17 protein-coding genes are annotated in these 20384 nt (G+C 55.3%); 11 read left to right on the top strand and 6 right to left on the bottom strand.

Annotation, left to right across the window (positions count from 1 at the left end; translation table 11 throughout):
* Nucleotides 1-52: 52 nt before the first annotated feature.
* Nucleotides 53-1048: an acyltransferase gene (locus C5687_RS13675; protein ID WP_104557118.1), complete on the top strand. Its 996-nt coding sequence runs from the start codon at nucleotides 53-55 to the stop codon at nucleotides 1046-1048.
* Here the strand turns inward: C5687_RS13675 and C5687_RS13680 are convergent.
* The 4 genes from C5687_RS13680 to xylA all read right to left on the bottom strand — a co-directional run bounded on the left by C5687_RS13680 (nucleotide 1041) and on the right by xylA (nucleotide 5443).
* The gene (locus tag C5687_RS13680) at nucleotides 1041-1961 is read right to left on the bottom strand and encodes a GlxA family transcriptional regulator (protein ID WP_104557119.1); all 921 of its coding nucleotides are present in this window, start codon (nucleotides 1959-1961) and stop codon (nucleotides 1041-1043) included. The two genes, C5687_RS13675 and C5687_RS13680, sit on opposite strands and share 8 nt — an antisense overlap.
* Nucleotides 1961-2500 carry an isochorismatase family protein gene (locus tag C5687_RS13685; protein ID WP_104557120.1) on the bottom strand — a complete coding sequence of 180 codons (540 nt, stop codon included), beginning with the start codon at nucleotides 2498-2500 and terminating at the stop codon, nucleotides 1961-1963. Before C5687_RS13685 ends, C5687_RS13680 begins: the two co-directional genes overlap by 1 nt.
* 103 nt (nucleotides 2501-2603) lie before the next feature.
* On the bottom strand, nucleotides 2604-4058 hold the full coding sequence (gene xylB / locus C5687_RS13690; protein ID WP_104557121.1) for a xylulokinase: 1455 nt from the start codon (nucleotides 4056-4058) through the stop codon (nucleotides 2604-2606).
* A gap of 62 nt (nucleotides 4059-4120) precedes the next feature.
* Entirely contained in the window at nucleotides 4121-5443 is a 1323-nt protein-coding gene (gene xylA, locus C5687_RS13695; RefSeq protein WP_014830210.1) for a xylose isomerase, read from the bottom strand.
* Nucleotides 5444-5813: 370 nt separating this feature from the next.
* Here xylA and xylF point away from each other — a divergent pair, with 370 nt between their 5' ends.
* From xylF to xylR, 4 genes are all read left to right on the top strand, one after another.
* Nucleotides 5814-6806, top strand: a complete 993-nt coding sequence (gene xylF / locus C5687_RS13705) for a D-xylose ABC transporter substrate-binding protein (protein WP_025759158.1) — start codon at nucleotides 5814-5816, stop codon at nucleotides 6804-6806.
* Between the two features lie 71 nt (nucleotides 6807-6877).
* A complete protein-coding gene (locus tag C5687_RS13710; RefSeq protein ID WP_104557122.1) occupies nucleotides 6878-8419 on the top strand; it encodes a xylose ABC transporter ATP-binding protein in 1542 nt (513 codons plus the stop codon).
* A complete protein-coding gene (gene xylH, locus C5687_RS13715; RefSeq protein ID WP_025759156.1) occupies nucleotides 8397-9578 on the top strand; it encodes a xylose ABC transporter permease XylH in 1182 nt (393 codons plus the stop codon). Before C5687_RS13710 ends, xylH begins: the two co-directional genes overlap by 23 nt.
* A gap of 33 nt (nucleotides 9579-9611) precedes the next feature.
* On the top strand, nucleotides 9612-10790 hold the full coding sequence (xylR, locus tag C5687_RS13720; protein ID WP_021242460.1) for a D-xylose utilization transcriptional activator XylR: 1179 nt from the start codon (nucleotides 9612-9614) through the stop codon (nucleotides 10788-10790).
* A 39-nt stretch (nucleotides 10791-10829) separates the two neighbouring features.
* Here xylR and C5687_RS13725 read toward each other — a convergent pair whose 3' ends face one another.
* A complete protein-coding gene (locus C5687_RS13725) occupies nucleotides 10830-11654 on the bottom strand; it encodes a protein bax (RefSeq protein ID WP_032672543.1) in 825 nt (274 codons plus the stop codon).
* Nucleotides 11655-11968: 314 nt separating this feature from the next.
* On the opposite strand from C5687_RS13725, the gene C5687_RS13730 reads away from it, so the two are divergent.
* Both C5687_RS13730 and avtA read left to right on the top strand, forming a co-directional pair.
* The gene (locus C5687_RS13730) at nucleotides 11969-13999 is read left to right on the top strand and encodes an alpha-amylase (RefSeq protein ID WP_104557123.1); all 2031 of its coding nucleotides are present in this window, start codon (nucleotides 11969-11971) and stop codon (nucleotides 13997-13999) included.
* A 171-nt stretch (nucleotides 14000-14170) separates the two neighbouring features.
* Nucleotides 14171-15427: a valine--pyruvate transaminase gene (gene avtA / locus C5687_RS13735; RefSeq protein ID WP_025758385.1), complete on the top strand. Its 1257-nt coding sequence runs from the start codon at nucleotides 14171-14173 to the stop codon at nucleotides 15425-15427.
* A 72-nt stretch (nucleotides 15428-15499) separates the two neighbouring features.
* Here avtA and yiaJ read toward each other — a convergent pair whose 3' ends face one another.
* A complete protein-coding gene (gene yiaJ, locus C5687_RS13740) occupies nucleotides 15500-16312 on the bottom strand; it encodes an IclR family transcriptional regulator YiaJ (RefSeq protein ID WP_025758387.1) in 813 nt (270 codons plus the stop codon).
* A gap of 230 nt (nucleotides 16313-16542) precedes the next feature.
* On the opposite strand from yiaJ, the gene yiaK reads away from it, so the two are divergent.
* Genes yiaK through C5687_RS13760 form a run of 4 tightly spaced genes read left to right on the top strand, consistent with a single transcriptional unit; the run spans nucleotide 16543 to nucleotide 20338 of the window.
* Nucleotides 16543-17541 carry a 3-dehydro-L-gulonate 2-dehydrogenase gene (gene yiaK / locus C5687_RS13745; protein ID WP_059386744.1) on the top strand — a complete coding sequence of 333 codons (999 nt, stop codon included), beginning with the start codon at nucleotides 16543-16545 and terminating at the stop codon, nucleotides 17539-17541.
* Nucleotides 17542-17551: 10 nt separating this feature from the next.
* Nucleotides 17552-18019: a YhcH/YjgK/YiaL family protein gene (locus C5687_RS13750; protein WP_059386745.1), complete on the top strand. Its 468-nt coding sequence runs from the start codon at nucleotides 17552-17554 to the stop codon at nucleotides 18017-18019.
* 27 nt (nucleotides 18020-18046) lie between these two features.
* Nucleotides 18047-18973, top strand: a complete 927-nt coding sequence (locus C5687_RS13755; RefSeq protein WP_104557124.1) for a DUF4862 family protein — start codon at nucleotides 18047-18049, stop codon at nucleotides 18971-18973.
* Between the two features lie 45 nt (nucleotides 18974-19018).
* A complete protein-coding gene (locus C5687_RS13760) occupies nucleotides 19019-20338 on the top strand; it encodes an MFS transporter (RefSeq protein WP_025758393.1) in 1320 nt (439 codons plus the stop codon).
* Nucleotides 20339-20384: the final 46 nt, after the last annotated feature.

Below are 20384 nucleotides of genomic sequence, written 5' to 3' on the forward strand. Positions count from 1 at the left end.
AGATATTTCCACAACGGCAGTCACACTCTATTTACAGGGAAAAGAGGAACTGATGCAGTCGAAAATTAACTGGATTGATAACCTGCGAGGAATAGCGTGTCTGATGGTGGTGATGATCCACACGACGACCTGGTATATCACGAACGCCCACAGCGTCAGCCCCGTTAACTGGGATCTCGCCAATATTCTCAATTCTGCTTCACGTGTCAGCGTGCCGCTGTTCTTTATGATTTCCGGCTTTCTCTTTTTTGGTGAGCGTAGCGCGCAGCCGAGACATTTCATTCGCATCGCGGCTTGCCTCGGGTTCTACAGCGCCATTGCCCTGCTCTATATCACCCTGTTCACCTCAATTAACGCCGGGTTAGCGCTGAAATACGTACTGCAAAAACCGGTGTTCTACCATCTTTGGTTCTTCTTCGCCATTATCGTTATCTATCTGGTCTCCCCCCTCATACAGGTGAAAAACGTCAGCGGAAAAATGCTTCTGGCGCTGATGGTGGTGATTGGCATTGTCGCCAACCCGAATACAGTCTCGCAGAAAATCGACGGTTTTGAGTGGCTACCGGTCAACCTCTATATCAACGGCGATACCTTTTACTATGTGCTTTACGGCATGCTGGGACGGGCCATCGGGATGATGAATACGCAAAAACGCGGTCTGAACGGGCTCTGCGCGGCGCTGTTTATCGCTGGCGTGGCGGTGATTGCGCGCGGGACGCTGCATGAACTGCAGTGGCGCGGTAATTTTGCGGATACCTGGTATCTCTACTGCGGGCCGATGGTCTTTATCTGTGCCGTTTCCCTGCTGACGCTGGTCAAAAACACGATGAACGCGCGCCCGCTTCCCGTGCTGGGCTATATCTCGCGCCACTCGCTGGGGATTTACGGTTTTCATGCCCTGGTGATCCACGCCCTGCGAACGAGGGGGGTGGAACTGAAAAGCTGGCCGGTGCTGGACATCGTCTGGATTTTCTCCGCCACACTGGTCGTGAGCTTACTGCTGTCGATGCTGCTACAGAAGGTAGATACGCGCCGCTTCGTCAGTTAACGGTGCGCTGTCGGGCGCGATGAAACTGGCGCGGGGAAGAAAACCCTGCCGCCTGGGAAGCCTGCTCCACGCCACGACCCTGCAATAACCACTGCTCGGCCACTGCCAGACGCAGCTGTTCCAGGTAATCGCGAACGCTAATGCCTAAATGCGTCTGAAACAGACGGGTTAAATGGCGCGGGCTGACGTGCGCCAGCGCGGCGATATCCGGAACGCTCCAGGCTTTTTGTGGTTCGGCGGTCAGCGCATCCTGGGCACGATGGATAGCCGGGTGAAGATGATTGCGGTAGCGTAGCCACGGAGAAAGCTGCGGATCGTCTCCCGACCGGCGGAACCAGACCACCATTTCACGCGCCACGGCCAGCGCCTTTTCGGGGCCACACAGGCGGTTAATCATATGCAGCGCCAGATCGATACCTGAAGTGATGCCTGCGCTGGTCCAGATATTCTCATCCTGCACAAATATCCGGTTTTCTTTAATCACCGCCGAGGGAGCCGCGGTACGCAAACGGCTAATCACGTCATGATGTGTGGTGCACTGCCGGTGATTCAGCAACCCGGATTTCGCCGCCAGCAATGCCCCCGAACAGACGCACATCACCGTGATATCCCGACGCTGAATGGCTGGCTGCAGGCGCATCAGCCAGTGCTGGATCTGCAACGCCTGGGGTGTCGAAAACTGAGTGCGGGAGTCGCTCACGCCGGGCAGGACCAGCAGGCTCCCCGCCGGGAGCCCTTCCGGTAAGGGCTGAATGCCGCTCATTGCGAGACCAATCGACGTTTGGACCTCAGGTTGCGGGCCAATGTAATGCAGGCGAAACGCATCGCCCGCCAGCACAAAGGTTTCCGCCGGGCCGGTCATATCTAAAGACAGCACCCCGGGCAACATTACAAACCAGATGTCGATGCGCATTACAGTGACTCCAGCGTCTCCGCTACCGTTTTAATTCCGGCAAACCGCCCGGCCAATACCGTTTCGGTACGATGGCGAATTTCCGCTGCGCTAAGGGTAATCCCTCTGTACGTCATGGGAAACGTCAGCGTTGCCTCGCTCACAAAGGTCACAGCATAACCCAGATCGGATGCCACCCGTGCGGTGGTCTCACAGCACTGTTCAGTACGAATGCCACACACGATCAGCTGGTTGATATCACGCGCACGCAGCCAGCGGTCAAGCCCGGTATCCGTGAAGGCATTATGGACGTGTTTCTGGAAAACCACATCCGGCAGATGACGTAAAAAGGCCATCGGTTTGACATAGCCGCTTTGCAGTGAGAAAGGGCCATCTTCATCCACATGAAATATATCAACGACGGGAATATTGCGTGCCTGGCAACCCTCAATCAGCCCCAGCATTGCCTGCTGAAAGGCCGGAATGTCTTGTTCCTGCCAGTAATCACGGTGATGAAAAGACTGTTGGGTATCGATGTTGAGTAGTGCAATGCGTGACATGATGGTGCTCCTCGCCAGTGGGTATGAATACATACTGACGAGGAAACAGGCACGCGGACAGACCAAAAAAGGACATGCTCGTGCCGCTGGCAGACAATCGCGTTTACGACATCAGCGGCAGCAGCTGCTGATAAATTTTGCGGAACACATCGCGCCTTTCCGCGTAACGCGCATGGCGTGCGGCATCAGGCAGATGCGCCTGTTCCAGCGTAAGCTGCGGCAGCAGTTGCGACAGCGGTATTTCCGGGTTCATGGCGATCTGCGCCAGTCGCGCGGCACCGAGCGCTGGCCCGACGTCACCACCGGTGCGGAAATCCAGCTGCAGTCCGCTAATATCCGCCAGCATTTGTCGCCAGTACGGGCTTCGCGCCCCGCCGCCAATCAGGGTAATGCTCGCCGGTTTCAGGCCGCAGTCATGCACCACGTCCATTCCATCAGCCAGGGCATAACCTACGCCTTCGAGAACCGCTCGCGCCAGTTCTGCCGGGCCATGTTGATGCGTTAAGCCAAAGAACACGCCCTTTGCTTCCGGGTTGTTGTGCGGCGTTCGCTCACCGGACAGATACGGTAAAAACCAGACGGTACCGGCATTTTCATCCGCCTGTTGGGCTGCGGCAATCAACGCAGGCACATCGGCCATCCCGGTCAGCTTCGCCGCCCAGTCCAGGCACGACGCGGCACTCAGCATCACCGACATCAAATGCCATTTTCCTGGCAGCGCATGGCAGAAGCTGTGCACTGCACTTTCAGGGTTGCTGCGATACCCATCACTGACGGCAAAATAGACGCCGGAGGTTCCCAGCGAGAGCATAGCCTGCCCGGCCTCAACCATCCCGACACCCACAGCCCCCGCCGCGTTGTCCCCGCCTCCGGCCACCACCGGTACGGCAGGCATATTCCAGCGCTCAGCAACCGCTGGCAGCAATGTGCCCGTCACCTCACTGCCTTCGAACAGTGCGGGCATCTGTTCACGGGTCAGATGGCAGGCATCCAGCATCGCCTCGCTCCAGTCACGTTTCGCCACGTCGAGCCACATCGTGCCGGCGGCATCGGACATGTCGCTGGCAAAATCCCCCGTCATGCGAAAACGCAGATAATCTTTTGGCAGCAATACTTTTGCCACCTGACGGAAAATATCCGGCTCGTGGCGCTGCACCCATAGCAATTTGGGCGCAGTAAAGCCAGGCATCATCAGGTTTCCGGTAATTTCACGAGAGGCAGGAACACGCGCCTCAAGGAGTGCGCACTCTTCTGCACATCGGCCATCGTTCCAGAGAATAGCAGGACGGAGCACACGATGCTGGCTGTCGAGCAGCGTAGCGCCATGCATTTGTCCGGCGATCCCCAGCGCGTTGACGTCACGCAGACTGTGCTGCTTACCCAAGGCCTGAATGGCACGATCCGTCGCCTGCCACCACTGCTCCGGATCCTGCTCCGACCACAGCGGATGCGGACGTGAAACCTGCAGTTTTTCTGTCTGCGTTGCTAACACGTCGCCCTGCTCGCTTAACAGGATGGCTTTCACACCCGATGTGCCAAGATCGATCCCGATGTACATTAACGGTGACTCCTTTAACAGAAATGCCCGGTGGCGCAATCGCTTACCGGGCCTGCGTGCTGTTATTTATCGAACAAGTAGTGATTGACCAGATTTTCCAGCAGCTCCTGGTGTCCGCTCTGGTGCTGCGGAGCCAGCTGATGTTGTTCAGCGTACTTCGCAATTTCCGCAAGCGATAACTGGCCTTTCAGAATTTGCTGGCCCAGCTCACTGTTCCAGCCGCTATAACGCTTCGCCACGCGCTTATCCAGCTCGCCGTCTTCGATCATGCGCGCGGCCACTTTTAGCGCCAGCGCCATGGTGTCCATCGCGCCAATGTGGCCGTAGAACAGATCGTATTTATCGGTGCTCTGGCGACGCACTTTGGCGTCAAAGTTCAGGCCACCGGTGGTGAACCCCCCCGCTTTGATAATTTCATACATCACCAGCGCATTCTCTTCCACGCTATTCGGGAACTGATCGGTATCCCAGCCCAGCTGCGCATCGCCACGGTTAGCGTCGACAGAGCCGAAAATACCCAGCGCAATCGCAGACGCGATCTCGTGATGGAATGAGTGGCCCGCCAGGGTGGCGTGGTTGGCTTCAATGTTAACTTTAATCTCTTTTTCCAGGCCAAACTGCTTCAGGAAACCGTACACCGTCGCCACATCATAGTCATACTGGTGCTTGGTGGGTTCCTGCGGTTTCGGCTCAATCAGCAGCGTGCCGCGGAAACCGATTTTATGCTTATGCTCAACAACCATCTGCATAAAGCGGCCAATTTGCTCACGCTCCTGGCGCAGGTCCGTGTTAAGCAGGGTTTCGTAGCCTTCACGGCCGCCCCACAGAACATAGTTCTCACCGCCCAGCTGATGCGTGGCGTTCATGGCCGTCACCACCTGGGTGGCCGCCCAGCTAAACACTTCCGGATCCGGGTTAGTTGCTGCCCCCGCGCCGTAGCGTGGATTCGTGAAGCAGTTCGCCGTGCCCCACAGCAGCTTCACGCCACTTTGCTGCTGTTTCGCCGCCAGCACATCCACCATCTGCGCGAAGTTGTTCAGGTACTCTTTCAGCGACGCGCCCTCTGGCGACACGTCCACATCGTGGAAGCAGTAGTACGGCACGTTCAGCTTGTGGAAGAACTCAAACGCCACATCGGCTTTACGTTTCGCCAGCTCGATAGCCTCACCCGGCTGTTGCCACGGACGGTCAAAGGAGCCCACGCCGAACATGTCGGCGCCATTCCAGCAGAAGGTATGCCAGTAACAGGCAGCAAAGCGCAAATGATCTTCCATGCGCTTACCCAGCACCAGCTCATCCGGGTTGTAGTGACGAAATGCTAAAGGATTGGTCGTTTTTGGGCCTTCGTAACGAACACGATCGAGTTGGTCGAAATAAGCTTGCATATTGAGCTCCATAATCAGGGTATGCGGCGAGTCGTTGATACAGGAGTAATAGTGAATAGACATTTGGGGTTGCTCAATTACGTTATTTCACACTGCTATTGAGAGAATGCACAACTGTGCGCTGGCTCGCAAAATAATGCGCAGGCAAACTATTTTTCGGCGTGTATTCCAGAATCAAATGTAATTAAGACGTTACGTATTTTAAAATCCGATCGCGGTCATAAATTCAGAAATAAACCAAATATCATAATAGGAAGATAAAAATCTGTAATTGCCAGCCTGCCTTTCCGCGTTAAAAATTTGCTGCGTCTCAGTAGTGAATGTTTCTTTTATCTCAGCAACACATACCCCTACAAAAGGCCTAATAATTATGAAGATAAAGAACCTGACCCTAACGCTCTGCACTACGCTCCTGCTGGCAAGCTTTGCAGGCCATGCTAAGGAGGTCAAAATTGGCATGGCGATTGATGACCTGCGTCTGGAGCGCTGGCAAAAAGATCGCGATATTTTTGTTAAGAAAGCAGAATCACTCGGCGCAAGCGTGTTTGTTCAGTCGGCGAACGGCAACGAAGAAACGCAAATGTCGCAAATTGAGAATATGATTAACCGTGGTGTCGATGTCCTGGTCATTATCCCCTATAACGGCCAGGTATTAAGTAACGTGGTGAAAGAAGCCAAACAGGAAGGGATAAAAGTTCTGGCCTATGACCGTATGATTAATAATGCGGATATTGATTATTATATTTCCTTCGACAATGAAAAAGTGGGCGAATTACAGGCGCAAAGCCTGATCGACAAAGTGCCTCAGGGCAATTATTTCCTGATGGGCGGTTCACCGGTAGATAACAACGCCAAACTGTTCCGCGAAGGGCAAATGAAAGTTCTTAAGCCGTACATCGACAGCGGGAAAATTAAAGTGGTTGGCGATCAATGGGCCGACGGATGGCTGCCAGAAAACGCGCTGAAAATTATGGAGAACGCGCTGACGGCCAACAACAACAAAATTGATGCGGTCGTCGCCTCCAACGATGCCACCGCAGGCGGCGCGATTCAGGCGCTGAGCGCCCAGGGCCTGGCCGGGAAAGTGGCCATTTCAGGGCAAGATGCCGATCTGGCCGGGGTAAAACGCATTATCGCCGGCACCCAAACCATGACGGTCTACAAACCGATTACCGAGCTTGCGAATACGGCGGCGGAAATTGCCGTGGAGCTGGGCAACGGTAAGCAACCTAAAGCCGACGCGACGCTGAATAACGGGCTGAAAGACGTTCCGGCTCGTCTGCTCACCCCTATTGAAGTCAATAAAGAGAACATTGACGCCACCGTGATTAAAGACGGTTTCCACAAGAAGAGCGAACTGTAATCCGGCGCGCCCCTGCTCTGCGGGGGCGCTTCACGTTGTACTGTTCTTCCCTCGGGTTACGTGGAGCAGTTATGCCTTATTTACTTGAAATGAAAAGCATCACCAAGCGCTTCGGCACGGTGAAAGCCGTCGACAACGTCAGTCTTCGGCTGAACCCCGGCGAGGTCGTTTCGCTGTGTGGCGAGAACGGCTCGGGCAAATCAACGCTGATGAAAGTGTTGTGCGGGATCTACCCCCATGGCAGTTACGAAGGCGAAATCGTCTTTGCCGGTGAAGTGATTCAGGCGACACACATTCGCGATACCGAACGTAAAGGCATCGCCATCATCCACCAGGAGCTGGCGCTGGTGAAGCATCTCACCGTGCTGGAGAATATTTTCCTTGGGGCCGAAATTTCCCGCCACGGCGTTCTGGATTACGACACCATGACGCTGCGCTGTGAAAAGCTGCTGGCGCAGGTGAGCCTCAGCATTTCACCGGACACCCGCGTGGGGGATCTGGGCCTGGGGCAGCAGCAACTGGTCGAAATTGCGAAAGCACTGAATAAACAGGTCAGGCTGCTCATACTTGATGAGCCAACGGCGTCACTCACCGAACAGGAAACCGCGGTTCTGCTCAATATCATCCGCGACCTGCAAAATCACGGCATCGCCTGCATCTACATTTCGCACAAGCTCAACGAGGTCAAAGCCATTTCGGACACCATTTGCGTGATCCGGGACGGACAGCACATCGGCACGCGTGAAGCCGCGGGCATGAGTGAAGATGACATCATCACCATGATGGTGGGCCGCGAGCTGACGGCACTCTACCCTAATGAACCTCACACCACCGGTGACGAAGTGTTACGCGTGGAAAACCTGACCGCATGGCATCCCGTTAACCGCCACATTAAGCGCGTCAATAACGTCTCGTTTTCTCTTCACAGCGGTGAAATTCTTGGGATTGCGGGGCTCGTCGGGGCCGGGCGAACCGAAGCCGTACAGTGTCTGTTTGGCGTATGGCCGGGGCGCTGGGAGGGCAAATTTTATATCGACGGCCAGGCGGTGAAAATTGACAACTGCCAGCAGGCGATTGCCCGCGGCATTGCCATGGTCCCGGAAGACCGTAAAAAAGACGGCATCGTGCCGGTGATGGCGGTCGGAAAAAATATCACGCTGGCAGCACTCGATCAGTTCTCCGGTGCGCTAAGCAGCCTGGACGATGCCGCAGAGCAGCAATGTATTCTGCAGTCTCTCGCCCGCCTCAAGGTGAAGACTTCCTCTCCTGAACTGGCCATTGGTCGTCTGAGCGGCGGCAACCAGCAAAAAGCGATTCTGGCGCGCTGCCTGCTTCTCAACCCGCGCATATTAATCCTCGATGAGCCCACGCGCGGGATTGATATCGGTGCCAAATATGAAATCTACAAACTGATTAATCAGCTTGTACAGCAAGGGATTGCCGTCATTGTCATCTCGTCTGAGTTACCCGAAGTGCTCGGCCTGAGCGACCGTGTGCTGGTCATGCACGAGGGAAAACTAAAAGCCAACCTGATTAACCAGAACCTGACGCAGGAGCAGGTGATGGAAGCCGCTTTAAGGAGCGAACGTCATGTCGAAAAGCAATCCGTCTGATATCAAAGTCGCTGTTCCGACGCCCGGCGCGTTCGCGGGGCTAAAAGCGCTGAACCTGCAGGTTTTCGTGATGATCGCGGCGATTATCGTCATCATGCTGTTTTTTACATGGATGACCGATGGCTCGTACCTGAGCGCGCGTAACGTCTCAAACCTGCTGCGCCAGACCGCCATCACCGGCATTCTGGCCGTGGGGATGGTGTTTGTGATTATCTCCGCGGAAATCGACCTGTCGGTCGGGTCGATGATGGGCCTGCTTGGCGGCGTGGCGGCTATTTTTGACGTCTGGCTTGGCTGGCCGCTGCCGCTGACCGTGGCGGTCACGCTGGTATTGGGTCTGGTATTGGGGGCCTGGAACGGCTGGTGGGTTGCCTACCGTAAAGTGCCGTCGTTCATTGTTACCCTTGCAGGAATGCTGGCCTTCCGCGGGATCTTAATCGGCATCACCAACGGTACCACCGTCTCTCCCACCAGCGCGGCCATGTCGCAGATTGGCCAGAGTTACCTCTCAGACAGCATAGGCTTTACGATTGGGGTGATTGGGCTGCTGGCGTTTGTCGCGTGGCAGTGGCGCGGTCGTATGCGCCGTCAGGCGCTGGGGCTGGCGTCTCCGGCGTCAACGTCGGTGGTAGGGCGTCAGGCGCTCACCGCAGTCATTGTGCTCGGCGCAATCTGGCTCCTGAACGACTATCGCGGCGTGCCTACGCCGGTATTGCTGCTGGCCCTCTTACTGCTGGGCGGCATGTTTATGGCCACCCGTACCGCGTTCGGTCGCCGTATTTACGCCATCGGTGGCAACCTTGAAGCCGCCCGTCTGTCAGGGATTAACGTCGAGCGTACCAAACTGGCCGTCTTCGCCATTAATGGCCTGATGGTCGCTATCGCCGGGCTGATCCTCAGCTCGCGTCTGGGGGCCGGTTCTCCCTCCGCCGGCAACATCGCCGAGCTGGATGCTATTGCCGCCTGCGTCATTGGCGGCACCAGCCTCGCAGGCGGTATCGGTAGCGTCGCGGGCGCGGTGATGGGGGCATTTATTATGGCTTCGCTGGATAACGGGATGAGTATGATGGACGTCCCGACGTTTTGGCAGTATATCGTCAAGGGGGCCATTCTTTTGCTGGCAGTCTGGATGGACTCAGCAACCAAGCGACGGGCCTGATAACGGTATTGTGACTTAATTGGGAAGCGAGCCATGTTTGAAAAGCGTCACCGCATTACGTTGTTATTCAATGCCAATAAAGCCTACGACCGTCAGGTGGTTGAAGGGGTTGGCGAATATTTGCAGGCGTCGCAATCGGAGTGGGATATCTTTATTGAAGAAGATTTCCGCACCCGTCTGGAGAACATTAAAGACTGGCTGGGCGATGGTGTCATCGCCGACTATGACGACCCCGTCATTGAGCAACTGCTGACCGACGTCGACGTCCCGATTGTGGGCGTCGGCGGCTCCTACCATTCCCCGGAACACTATCCGCCAGTCCATTATATTGCTACCGATAACCATGCCCTGGTCGAAGCGGCCTTTCTCCATTTAAAAGAGAAAGGCGTTCATCGTTTCGCGTTTTATGGTTTGCCCGCCACCAGCGGCAAGCGCTGGGCCGTTGAGCGTGAGCACGCGTTTTGTCAGCTGGTCGCGCAGGAGAAGTACCGCGGCGTGGTCTATCAGGGGCTGGAAACCGCACCGGAGAACTGGCAGCACGCGCAAAACCGCCTGGCGGACTGGCTGCAAACGCTACCGCCGCAAACCGGTATTATTGCCGTTACGGATGCCCGCGCGCGCCACGTGCTGCAGGTCTGCGAACATTTACACATCCCGGTACCTGAAAAACTGTGCGTGATTGGCATTGATAACGAAGAACTTACTCGCTATCTGTCTCGCGTGGCGCTCTCTTCCGTTGCTCAGGGCACACGTCAGATGGGCTATCAGGCGGCGAAGCTGCTGCATCGTCTGCTGGATAAAGAGTCTCTGCCGCTTCAGCGCTTGCTGGTACCCCCTGTGCGCGTCGTTGAACGGCGCTCAACCGACTATCGCTCCTTAAGCGATCCTGCCGTTATTCAGGCCATGCACTACATTCGTAACCACGCGTGTAAAGGGATTAAGGTCGATCAGGTTCTGGATTCAGTGGGCATTTCGCGTTCGAATCTGGAGAAGCGCTTCAAAGAAGAGGTGGGCGAAACCATTCATGCGGTTATCCATGCAGAGAAGCTGGAGAAGGCCCGCAGCCTGCTCATCTCCACGTCGCTGTCGATCAACGAAATTTCGCAGATGTGCGGTTACCCATCCCTGCAGTATTTCTATTCGGTGTTTCGCAAAGAGTATGACACCACACCCAAAGAGTACCGGGATCGCCACAGCGAGGTGCTGATATAGAAAAGAAAACGCCTTCCAGTGGAAGGCGTTCTTTTAAGATTACATATGGGCGGCAATTAAGCGCTGGTTATCCTGATACATCGCGAACAGATAGTTGTTATAGCTCTGTCCCTTCGTCGAATACCCTTTCAGCTTGTGGATCATCGTACTGGCCGTCACTTCCTGGTCCGCTTTACGCAACTGCGCACGTGATTTACGGAACGATGAGTAGGCCGGGTGCGTGTTCAGATTCACCACGTAGGCATTCACAGAATCTTTCACTGATTCAAACTGAGAATAACCTTTCACCTTGCCAGGCGCATTGTTACAACGCCCTTTCACACACTTCATACCGAAAAGGTTATTGTTGTTACGCGCAAGCTTAGAGGTCCCCCAGCCGCTTTCAGCAGCCGCCATGGTCGCAACCATGCTACCTGGGATGATATCCACACGCTCAAGGAGAGCGTTCCACGGCACACGACGGGTGTTACCGTTCCAGCTCAGCTTGTAGCGCTTCGTGATATCTTTCAGACGCGCACGCTCTGACGGCGACCAGCGGCTATCGTACTGTTTCGAAATCAGCCAGTTACGATCCGCAGTAATCGCGGCATTTTGACTCGTGATGTAAGGCATTACCGTCCGGAGAAACGCTTTTTTCCTTGGTGTTCCGGAAGGGTATTTTCGCAAATCAGGAAGTGAACTACTCTTTGCACTATTGCGAGAATACTCTTGTTTACTGCTAACCTTACTACTTGTCGTCTTTATTACGTGGGCTTTCTTACTCGTTGTATCCGTGTGCGTCTTCGCAAGCACCTCACCCGAAAATGCCGTGGTGAGTAACATGAGTATCGCAGCCCCATATCGTCGAATGGGAGTCGATATCATTAGGTCTCCTGGTCGGATGTAATCATCCTAACACCTTATTTTTTTCACAAATTTGAGAGCGGAATCTCAAATCATATCAAAAATAGACTTCAAGAGCACGTATAGAAATAGTCCAATTCTGAAACTATGTCATCTGAAACTTGCTCATTTAAGCATCAATTCTGAAAAAATGTGTGCGATCTCGCAGATAACTGCCTAATTTTGCGCGAGATCACTCATCCTCACGCATCCTCCGGGCAGAAAGCGCCGGGGGATGAGTTTTTACCCTCCGCCTGGTGGCACACTGGTCAAAAATGCCGCGACAGGAAAATGGAATGAAACGCACCGCAATAGCCTTTCTGATGTTACCCGCACTGGCACATGCTGACTGGTCGTCACCGGGGTTTAACGCCTTTAGCGCCGAAGGCACCGGCGTTTTCATAAGCCAGGCAAAGCTTGCGAAGGGTACGCGTCCTTTGACCGTGAGTTTTGACAACACGTGCTGGCAGCCAACAGACGCGATAAAACTCAATGAGATGCTGTCGCTTAAACCCTGTGACGGCACGCCGCCGCAGTGGCGCCTGTTCCGCGACGGTGAATACCAGATGCGGATAGATACCCGCTCCGGCACGCCCACCCTGCTGCTGACCATCCAGAGCACTGCAGAACAGCCGGTGGCAAACGTCATCCGTCAGTGCCCAAGGTGGGACGGTAAACCGCTGACGCTGGACGTCAGCCATACCTTCCCGGAAGGCTCGGTCGTGCGCGACTATTACAGTAAACAGACCGCGACAGTGCAGAACGGAAAAATCACCCTGCAGCCAGCCGCCAACAGCAACGGCCTGCTGCTGCTTGAGCGCGCAGAAACCGACAAGCCCGCGCCGTTTAGCTGGCAAAACGCCACCGTCTATTTTGTACTGACCGACCGCTATGTGAATGGCGACCCTGGCAACGACAACAGCTATGGCCGTCATAAAGACGGCATGCAGGAGATCGGCACGTTCCACGGCGGCGATCTTAAGGGGCTGGCCAGCAAGCTCGATTACTTACAGCAGCTGGGCGTGAATGCCCTCTGGATAAGCTCTCCGCTTGAGCAGATCCATGGCTGGGTGGGCGGGGGGACCAAAGGTGACTTCCCTCATTACGCCTATCACGGCTACTACACCCAGGACTGGACAACGCTTGATGCCAACATGGGTAGCGAAGAGGATTTACGCCATCTTGTTGATGAAGCGCATAAACGCGGCATTCGCATCCTGTTCGATATCGTGATGAACCACACGGGCTACGCAACGCTTGCGGACATGCAGGAGTATCAGTTTGGCGCCTTGTACCTGCAGGGCGATGAGCTGAAAAAGACGCTGGGAGAGCGCTGGACAAACTGGACGCCGGGTGCAGGCCAAAGCTGGCACAGCTTTAACGACTACATCAACTTCAGCGACAAAGCCGCATGGGAAAAATGGTGGGGGAAAAAGTGGATCCGCACCGACATTGGCGATTACGACAACCCCGGCTTCGATGATTTAACGATGTCGCTGGCGTTCTTACCCGATTTGAAAACAGAATCCACCGCGCCTTCCGGGTTACCTAACTTCTATCAACACAAACCCGATACCCATGCGAAAGCCATTCCGGGCTATACCCCGCGCGATTACCTGACCCACTGGCTCAGCCAGTGGGTCAGGGACTATGGCATTGACGGTTTCCGGGTGGATACCGCCAAACACGTCGAACTTGCGGCCTGGCAACAGCTGAAAGAGCAGGCAAGCCAGGCGCTGGCCGCCTGGAAAGGCGCGAACCCGGACAAAAAGCTCGACAACGCGCCATTCTGGATGACAGGGGAATCCTGGGGCCACGGGGTCATGCAGAGCGATTATTATCGCCACGGCTTCGACGCGATGATCAACTTCGATTATCAGGAGCAGGCGGCGAAAGCGGTAAATTGCCTGGCTGATATGGACCTCACGTGGCAGCAGATGGCGGAAAAGCTGCAAAGCTTCAATGTGCTGAGCTATCTCTCCTCGCATGACACGCGCCTGTTCCGTGAAGGCGGCCAGCGCGCGGCCGAACTGCTCCTGTTAGCTCCGGGTAGCGTTCAAATCTATTATGGAGATGAATCTGAACGTCCGTTCGGCCCGACGGGTTCCGACCCGCTGCAGGGCACCCGCTCGGACATGAACTGGCAGGACGTGACGGGCAAACAGGCCTTAACCGTCGCCCACTGGCAAACGCTGGGTCAGTTCCGCGCCCGCCATCCCGCGATAGGTGAAGGCAAGCAAACCACGCTGTCGCTGAAAGAGGGGTATGGCTTCGTGCGCGAGCATAAGGGCGATAAGGTGATGGTGGTTTGGGCAGGTAATCAATAAACCACACCCCTCACCCTTTGGGGTGAGGGGAAAAGCACCAGAACTATTCACTACATAAACCCACTCCCACCCTATAAAACAACAAATCCGACCACACCAGCCGATTTGCACCAGCACGGTGCTAGCGTTATGGTTACCCACTTTCAAAATAAGCTCGACAGATCACCTGCTATGACGTTTTCACTTTTCGGCGACAAATTTACCCGCCATTCAGGCATTACTCGCCTGATGGAGGACCTCAACGACGGGCTGCGCACACCGGGCGCAATCATGCTCGGCGGCGGAAACCCGGCTCAAATCCCGGAGATGAATACCTATTTCCAGACCCTGCTTGCTCAGATGCTGGAAAGCGGCAAAGCAACCGATGCGCTTTGCAATTACGACGGCCCGCAGGGGAAAACTGAACTGCTGGCACTCCTCGCTGAAATGCTGCGTGACGAGTTGGGCTGGGATATCGAACCACAGAATATTGCACTGACAAACGGCAGCCAGAGCGCATTTTTCTACTTGTTTAACCTCTTCGCAGGGCGTCGCGCCGATGGCACCACCAAAAAGGTGCTGTTCCCGCTGGCGCCAGAGTACATCGGCTACGCCGATTCCGGGCTGGAAGAGGATCTGTTCGTCTCCGCGCGCCCAAACATCGAACTGCTGCCGGAAGGCCAGTTCAAATATCACGTCGATTTTGAACATCTGCATATTGGTGAAGAGACGGGCATGATCTGCGTGTCACGTCCCACGAACCCAACGGGCAACGTGATCACCGACGAGGAGTTAATGAAGCTGGATGCGCTGGCGAATCAGCACGGCATCCCGCTGGTGATCGATAACGCCTACGGCGTACCGTTCCCCGGTATTATCTTCAGCGAAGCACGTCCACTGTGGAACCCGAACATTGTCCTGTGCATGAGCCTCTCTAAGCTGGGCCTGCCGGGCAGCCGCTGCGGCATCATCATCGCCAATGAGAAAATCATCACCGCCATTACCAATATGAACGGCATTATCAGCCTTTCACCGGGCGGCATCGGTCCGGCGATGATGTGCGAAATGATCAAACGCAACGACCTGCTGCGCCTGTCGAATGAGGTCATCAAACCGTTCTATTACCAGCGCGTTCAGGAAACCATTGCGATTCTTCGCCGCTATTTACCGGAAGAACGCTGCCTGATCCACAAACCTGAAGGGGCGATTTTCCTGTGGCTGTGGTTTAAGGACCTGCCTATCACCACCGAACTGCTCTACCAGCGCCTGAAAAAGCGCGGCGTACTGATGGTTCCAGGTGATTACTTCTTCCCGGGGCTGGATAAGCCGTGGCCGCATACACATCAGTGCATGCGGATGAACTACGTGCCTGATCCGGAAAAAATTGAAGCCGGGGTGAAAATTCTCGCCGAAGAGATCGAATACGCCTGGCGCGAAGATACGCAGTAAGAGCTTACGCCAGATGACGCACCAGACGGTACGTCATCTGGCAGGCTCCGCAACGATAAACCTGCCCTTCTGCTACGCCTCGCGCACGTTAAAACCCAGCTCTTTTGAAATAGCCTCTGCCGTTTCGCGCAGCGGCTTGAGTAAGTTCTTCTCGCCCACCTGCTTCATGCGCGACGTCGACAGCGATATAGAGATCGCGTACGGCACGCGGCCATGAATATCAAATACCGGCACGGCAATACAGGAGACACCCAGTTCGTTCTCTTCTTTGTCCATCGCCATGCTGTGCTCGCGGATCGTTGCCAGCTCGTCATACATCGCGCTCAGTTCGGTGATGGTATTGCGGGTCAACGGCTGGATCTGATCCTGGTGGCTTTCCCAGTAGCTCGCCACATACGCCTGTTGACCAAACGCCATGTAGATCTTGCCCATCGCAGAGCAGTAGAGCGGCATATGCTGACCGATATAAGCACGCGTGCGCAGCATGCCGGTTGTCGGCTCAAGCTTATAAATCAGAATAGCGTGGTCATCTTCCCGGCTGGAGAAGTTCACCGTCTCGCCGGTAGCAATGTTCAGCGCTTCAAGGTGTGGTGCCGCCACGTGGATAATATTCAGTGATGACAGCGCCTTTTGCCCGACGGCGATAAATTTGGTGGTCAGGCGATAGCTCCCCGCCGCGGGCGCCGGCGTGACGTACCCGCACGACTGCAATCCCTGCAGCAGCCGATGCACGGTGCTCTTATTTAGCCCCGCCAGTTCCGATAAATGCGCCAGCGGACAGCCGTTCGGATAGTTACTGAGGATCTCAATCAGCATCAGGCCGCGAAACAAGCTCTGGCTGCCTGCTGGCCTCTCTTTTTCTTGCGTCATTTCGCTCTCTTTCATGCTTTTCCCATGGCTCCTGTTTAGCGCGTCCTGATGGTAGCGCAAAGTGTGGGTCAGTTCACGATCTCGACAGAAAAAATACAACCAGTTGATTTTAATCGATTTTGAAAAACAGGAATGTCGTTGATCTGACAAATTTTGATCGCTATATTTGAAATCAGATTTCGCATAGTGAAATTTAGCGATAAAAAAGCACTCGCACTTGCCCCGACAAAAACAGGAGAACAGGGATGAAAGTGACCTTCGAAGAGTTGAAAGCGGCGTTCAATCGGGTTCTGCTCGATCGCGGTGTCAGCGCGGACACCGCGGACGCCTGCGCGGAGATGTTTGCCCGCACCACGGAATCCGGCGTCTATTCGCATGGCGTCAACCGCTTCCCGCGCTTTATCCAGCAGCTTGACGCCGGCGACATCATTCCTGACGCCCAGCCAAAACGGGTTACCACATTAGGGGCCATCGAACAGTGGGATGCGCAGCGATCCATCGGCAACCTGACAGCGAAGAAGATGATGGACCGCGCCACCGAGCTGGCGTCCGATCACGGGATTGGTCTGGTGGCGCTGCGTAACGCGAACCACTGGATGCGCGGCGGCAGCTACGGGTGGCAAGCCGCCGAGAAGGGCTATATCGGGATTTGCTGGACCAACTCCATTGCCGTGATGCCCGCCTGGGGCTCAAAAACGTGTTGCATCGGCACCAACCCGCTGATCGTGGCCATTCCTTCAAGCCCGATCACCATGGTCGATATGTCGATGTCGATGTTTTCCTACGGCATGCTGGAGGTCAATCGTCTCGCGGGGCGCGAACTCCCGGTAGACGGCGGCTTTGACGACGAGGGTAATCTCACCAGAGAGCCTGGCGTGATTGAGAAAAACCGTCGCATCCTGCCGATGGGATACTGGAAAGGCTCCGGCTTATCGATCGTGCTCGATATGATCGCCACCCTGCTCTCCAACGGCGCGTCCGTGGCGGAAGTCACCCAGGACAACAGTGACGAATACGGCGTGTCGCAGATCTTTATCGCCATCGAGGTCGATCGCCTGATCGACGGACCAACCCGCGACGCTAAGCTGCAGCGCATCATGGACTTTATCACTACCGCAGAGCGGTCAGATGAAAACGTGGCGGTCCGTCTGCCGGGGCATGAATTTACGCGTCATCTGGAAGAGAACCGTCGCCACGGTATCACCATCGACGACAGCGTGTGGGCGAAAATCCAGGCACTGTAAGGAGTGGACCATGATATTCGGACATATCTCGCAGCCCAATCCGTGCCGCCTGCCACGCGCCATTGAAAAAGCGCTGGATTTTCTGCGTACCACGGATTTCACCTCCCTGATGCCGGGCGTCGTTGAAATCGAAGGACGTAACATCTTTGCTCAGGTGCTCGACCTGACCACCAAAGCACAGCATGAGAATCGCCCGGAAGTACATCGCCGCTACCTCGATATTCAATTCCTGGCCTCCGGCGAAGAGAAAATCGGTATCGCTATTGATACCGGCAATAACGAAATAAGCGAATCATTGCTCGAACAGCGGGATATTATTTTTTATCACGACAGTGAAAATGAGTCGTTTATTGAAATGGTACCGGGCAGCTACGCCATATTTTTCCCGCAGGATGTTCACCGCCCTGCCTGTATTAAAAATAAAAGTTCTGCAATTCGTAAAATTGTGGTGAAAGTTGCCATCAGCGAATTGAATTAATTTTTTTATAAATAGTGGAAACGCGAAATGACCAACACCGGGTTTATTATTGGTGCGTATCCCTGCGCACCCTCGTTTCACCAGCAAGGGGAACAAGAAGAACGGGCCTTCTGGCGGGCACTTTCCGACACGCCGGATATCCGTGGGCTGGAACAACCGTGTCTGGAAAATCTCCATCCGTTTGGTGATGAATGGCTGTTCCGCCATACGCCGGGCGACTGGCAAATGGTTGTCACCGCCGTTATGGAAACCATGCGCCGCCGGGGCACCCACGGTGCGTTTGGCCTGGCGTCTGCTGACGAAGCGCAGCGTAAAGCCTGCGTCAATTTCTACCGTCATCTGCATCAGAAAATTGACGCCGTGAATGCCCGTTTTCCAGGAAAAATTATCGCTCTGGAGATGCAGGCGGCTCCGCAGATCGGCAATGCTTCTGTTGAGCAGGCCACCGACGCATTTTCCCGCTCTGTTCGCGAAATCACCGCATGGGACTGGTCCTGCAACCTGGTGCTTGAACATTGTGATGCTATGACAGGTCTCGCCCCGCGCAAGGGTTTCCTGCCTCTGAAGCAGGTTCTGGAGGCGATCAACGAGACCGATATCAGCGTCTGCATCAACTGGGCGCGTTCGGCCATTGAGGGACGCAACACAACGCTTCCGGTTGAGCATGTTCAGACCGCCCTTCAGGCCGGAAAGCTGGGCGCGCTGATGTTTTCGGGTACCACCCTCAGCGGGGAGTACGGTGAATGGCAGGATCTGCACGCGCCGTTTTCTTCGTTCTGCGCCGACAGTCTGATGTCCACTGAACACGTAAAAGCACTGTTTACTGCGGCGCACGCCGCAACGTTGAAATTCTCCGGTATTAAATTACTGGAAATAAATGCTAATGCTGACGTCGGGCATCGTATCGCTATTTTACGCGACGGCATTAGCGCGATGAAAAAAGCAACACAATAACAATAAAAAAACCTCATTCCGGTTACCTACACTGAGAGATTAAATATGACTACGTCTACTCAAGCCCTACATGCGGACATTCCGCGCCAGCGCTGGCTAAGAATCATTCCCCCTATTCTTATCGCCTGCATTATTTCTTATATGGACCGTGTGAATATCGCTTTTGCCATGCCGGGCGGTATGGATGAAGAGTTGGGTATTTCCGCCACCATGGCAGGTCTGGCGGGCGGGATATTCTTTATCGGTTATCTGTTCCTGCAGGTTCCCGGCGGCAAGATTGCCGTGCACGGCAGCGGCAAGAAGTTTATCGGCTGGTCACTGGTCGCCTGGGCGGTGATCTCGGTTCTGACCGGGCTTGTGACGAATCAGTATCAGCTTCTGGTGCTGCGTTTCTTACTCGGTGTGGCGGAAGGGGGGATGCTGCCCGTTGTGCTCACCATGATCAGCAACTGGTTCCCGGATGCCGAGCGCGGTCGCGCCAACGCCATTGTGATCATGTTTGTGCCTATCGCCGGGATCATCACCGCCCCGCTGTCGGGCTGGATTATTACCGCACTCGACTGGCGCTGGCTGTTTATCATTGAAGGGCTGATGTCCATCGCGGTGCTGGTGTTGTGGGCGTTCACCATTTATGACCGTCCCCAGGAAGCCCGCTGGATCTCAGACGCCGAGAAAAACTATCTGGTGCACACGCTGGCGGCTGAACAGCAGGCCATCGCCGGAAAAGAGGTGAAAAACGCCTCGCTCAGCGCGGTGCTGTCAGACAAAACCATGTGGCAGCTGATCGCCCTGAACTTCTTCTATCAGACCGGAATTTACGGTTACACCCTCTGGCTGCCCACCATTCTCAAAGAGCTGACGCACACCAGCATCGGCCAGGTGGGAGTGCTCGCGATCCTGCCTTACATCGGCGCTATTGCGGGCATGTTCCTGTTCTCTACGCTCTCTGACCGTACCGGCAAGCGCAAGCTGTTTGTCTCCCTGCCGTTGATTGGTTTCGCGCTCTGCATGTTCCTCTCGGTGGCGCTCAAAGCGAATACCTGGCTGGCCTATGCCGCTCTGGTGGGCTGTGGTTTCTTCCTGCAGTCGGCCGCAGGCGTGTTCTGGACCATTCCGGCCCGCCTGTTCAGCGCGGAGATGGCGGGCGGTGCGCGCGGCGTGATCAACGCCCTGGGCAACCTCGGTGGCTTCTGCGGCCCGTATGCGGTAGGCGTGCTGATCACGCTCTACAGCAAAGATGCGGGAGTGTACTGCCTGGCGGTCTCTCTGGCGCTGGCATCGCTGCTGGCCCTGCTGCTGCCGGCGAAATGTGATGCGGGGACAGAACCCAATCCCACGGTGACCCCCCATAAACGTGCGGCCTGATGCCCTCACCCCAGCCCTCTCCCACAGGGAGAGGGCGAAAATCGAA

It is taken from the genome of Enterobacter sichuanensis, from assembly GCF_002939185.1.
Lineage (GTDB): Bacteria > Pseudomonadota > Gammaproteobacteria > Enterobacterales > Enterobacteriaceae > Enterobacter > Enterobacter sichuanensis.

Excerpts from the sequence above, each read along its gene's own strand:
- C5687_RS13685 (WP_104557120.1), bottom strand. The coding sequence starts at position 2,500 with ATGTCACGCATTGCACTACTCAACATCGATACCCAACAGTCTTTTCAT.
- avtA (WP_025758385.1), top strand. The coding sequence starts at position 14,171 with ATGACGTTTTCACTTTTCGGCGACAAATTTACCCGCCATTCAGGCATT.
- yiaK (WP_059386744.1), top strand. The coding sequence starts at position 16,543 with ATGAAAGTGACCTTCGAAGAGTTGAAAGCGGCGTTCAATCGGGTTCTG.
- C5687_RS13675 (WP_104557118.1), top strand. The coding sequence starts at position 53 with ATGCAGTCGAAAATTAACTGGATTGATAACCTGCGAGGAATAGCGTGT.
- C5687_RS13680 (WP_104557119.1), bottom strand. The coding sequence starts at position 1,961 with ATGCGCATCGACATCTGGTTTGTAATGTTGCCCGGGGTGCTGTCTTTA.
- C5687_RS13750 (WP_059386745.1), top strand. The coding sequence starts at position 17,552 with ATGATATTCGGACATATCTCGCAGCCCAATCCGTGCCGCCTGCCACGC.
- C5687_RS13710 (WP_104557122.1), top strand. The coding sequence starts at position 6,878 with ATGCCTTATTTACTTGAAATGAAAAGCATCACCAAGCGCTTCGGCACG.
- yiaJ (WP_025758387.1), bottom strand. The coding sequence starts at position 16,312 with ATGAAAGAGAGCGAAATGACGCAAGAAAAAGAGAGGCCAGCAGGCAGC.
- xylA (WP_014830210.1), bottom strand. The coding sequence starts at position 5,443 with ATGCAAGCTTATTTCGACCAACTCGATCGTGTTCGTTACGAAGGCCCA.
- C5687_RS13760 (WP_025758393.1), top strand. The coding sequence starts at position 19,019 with ATGACTACGTCTACTCAAGCCCTACATGCGGACATTCCGCGCCAGCGC.
- xylR (WP_021242460.1), top strand. The coding sequence starts at position 9,612 with ATGTTTGAAAAGCGTCACCGCATTACGTTGTTATTCAATGCCAATAAA.
- xylB (WP_104557121.1), bottom strand. The coding sequence starts at position 4,058 with ATGTACATCGGGATCGATCTTGGCACATCGGGTGTGAAAGCCATCCTG.
- C5687_RS13730 (WP_104557123.1), top strand. The coding sequence starts at position 11,969 with ATGAAACGCACCGCAATAGCCTTTCTGATGTTACCCGCACTGGCACAT.
- C5687_RS13725 (WP_032672543.1), bottom strand. The coding sequence starts at position 11,654 with ATGATATCGACTCCCATTCGACGATATGGGGCTGCGATACTCATGTTA.
- C5687_RS13755 (WP_104557124.1), top strand. The coding sequence starts at position 18,047 with ATGACCAACACCGGGTTTATTATTGGTGCGTATCCCTGCGCACCCTCG.
- xylF (WP_025759158.1), top strand. The coding sequence starts at position 5,814 with ATGAAGATAAAGAACCTGACCCTAACGCTCTGCACTACGCTCCTGCTG.
- xylH (WP_025759156.1), top strand. The coding sequence starts at position 8,397 with ATGTCGAAAAGCAATCCGTCTGATATCAAAGTCGCTGTTCCGACGCCC.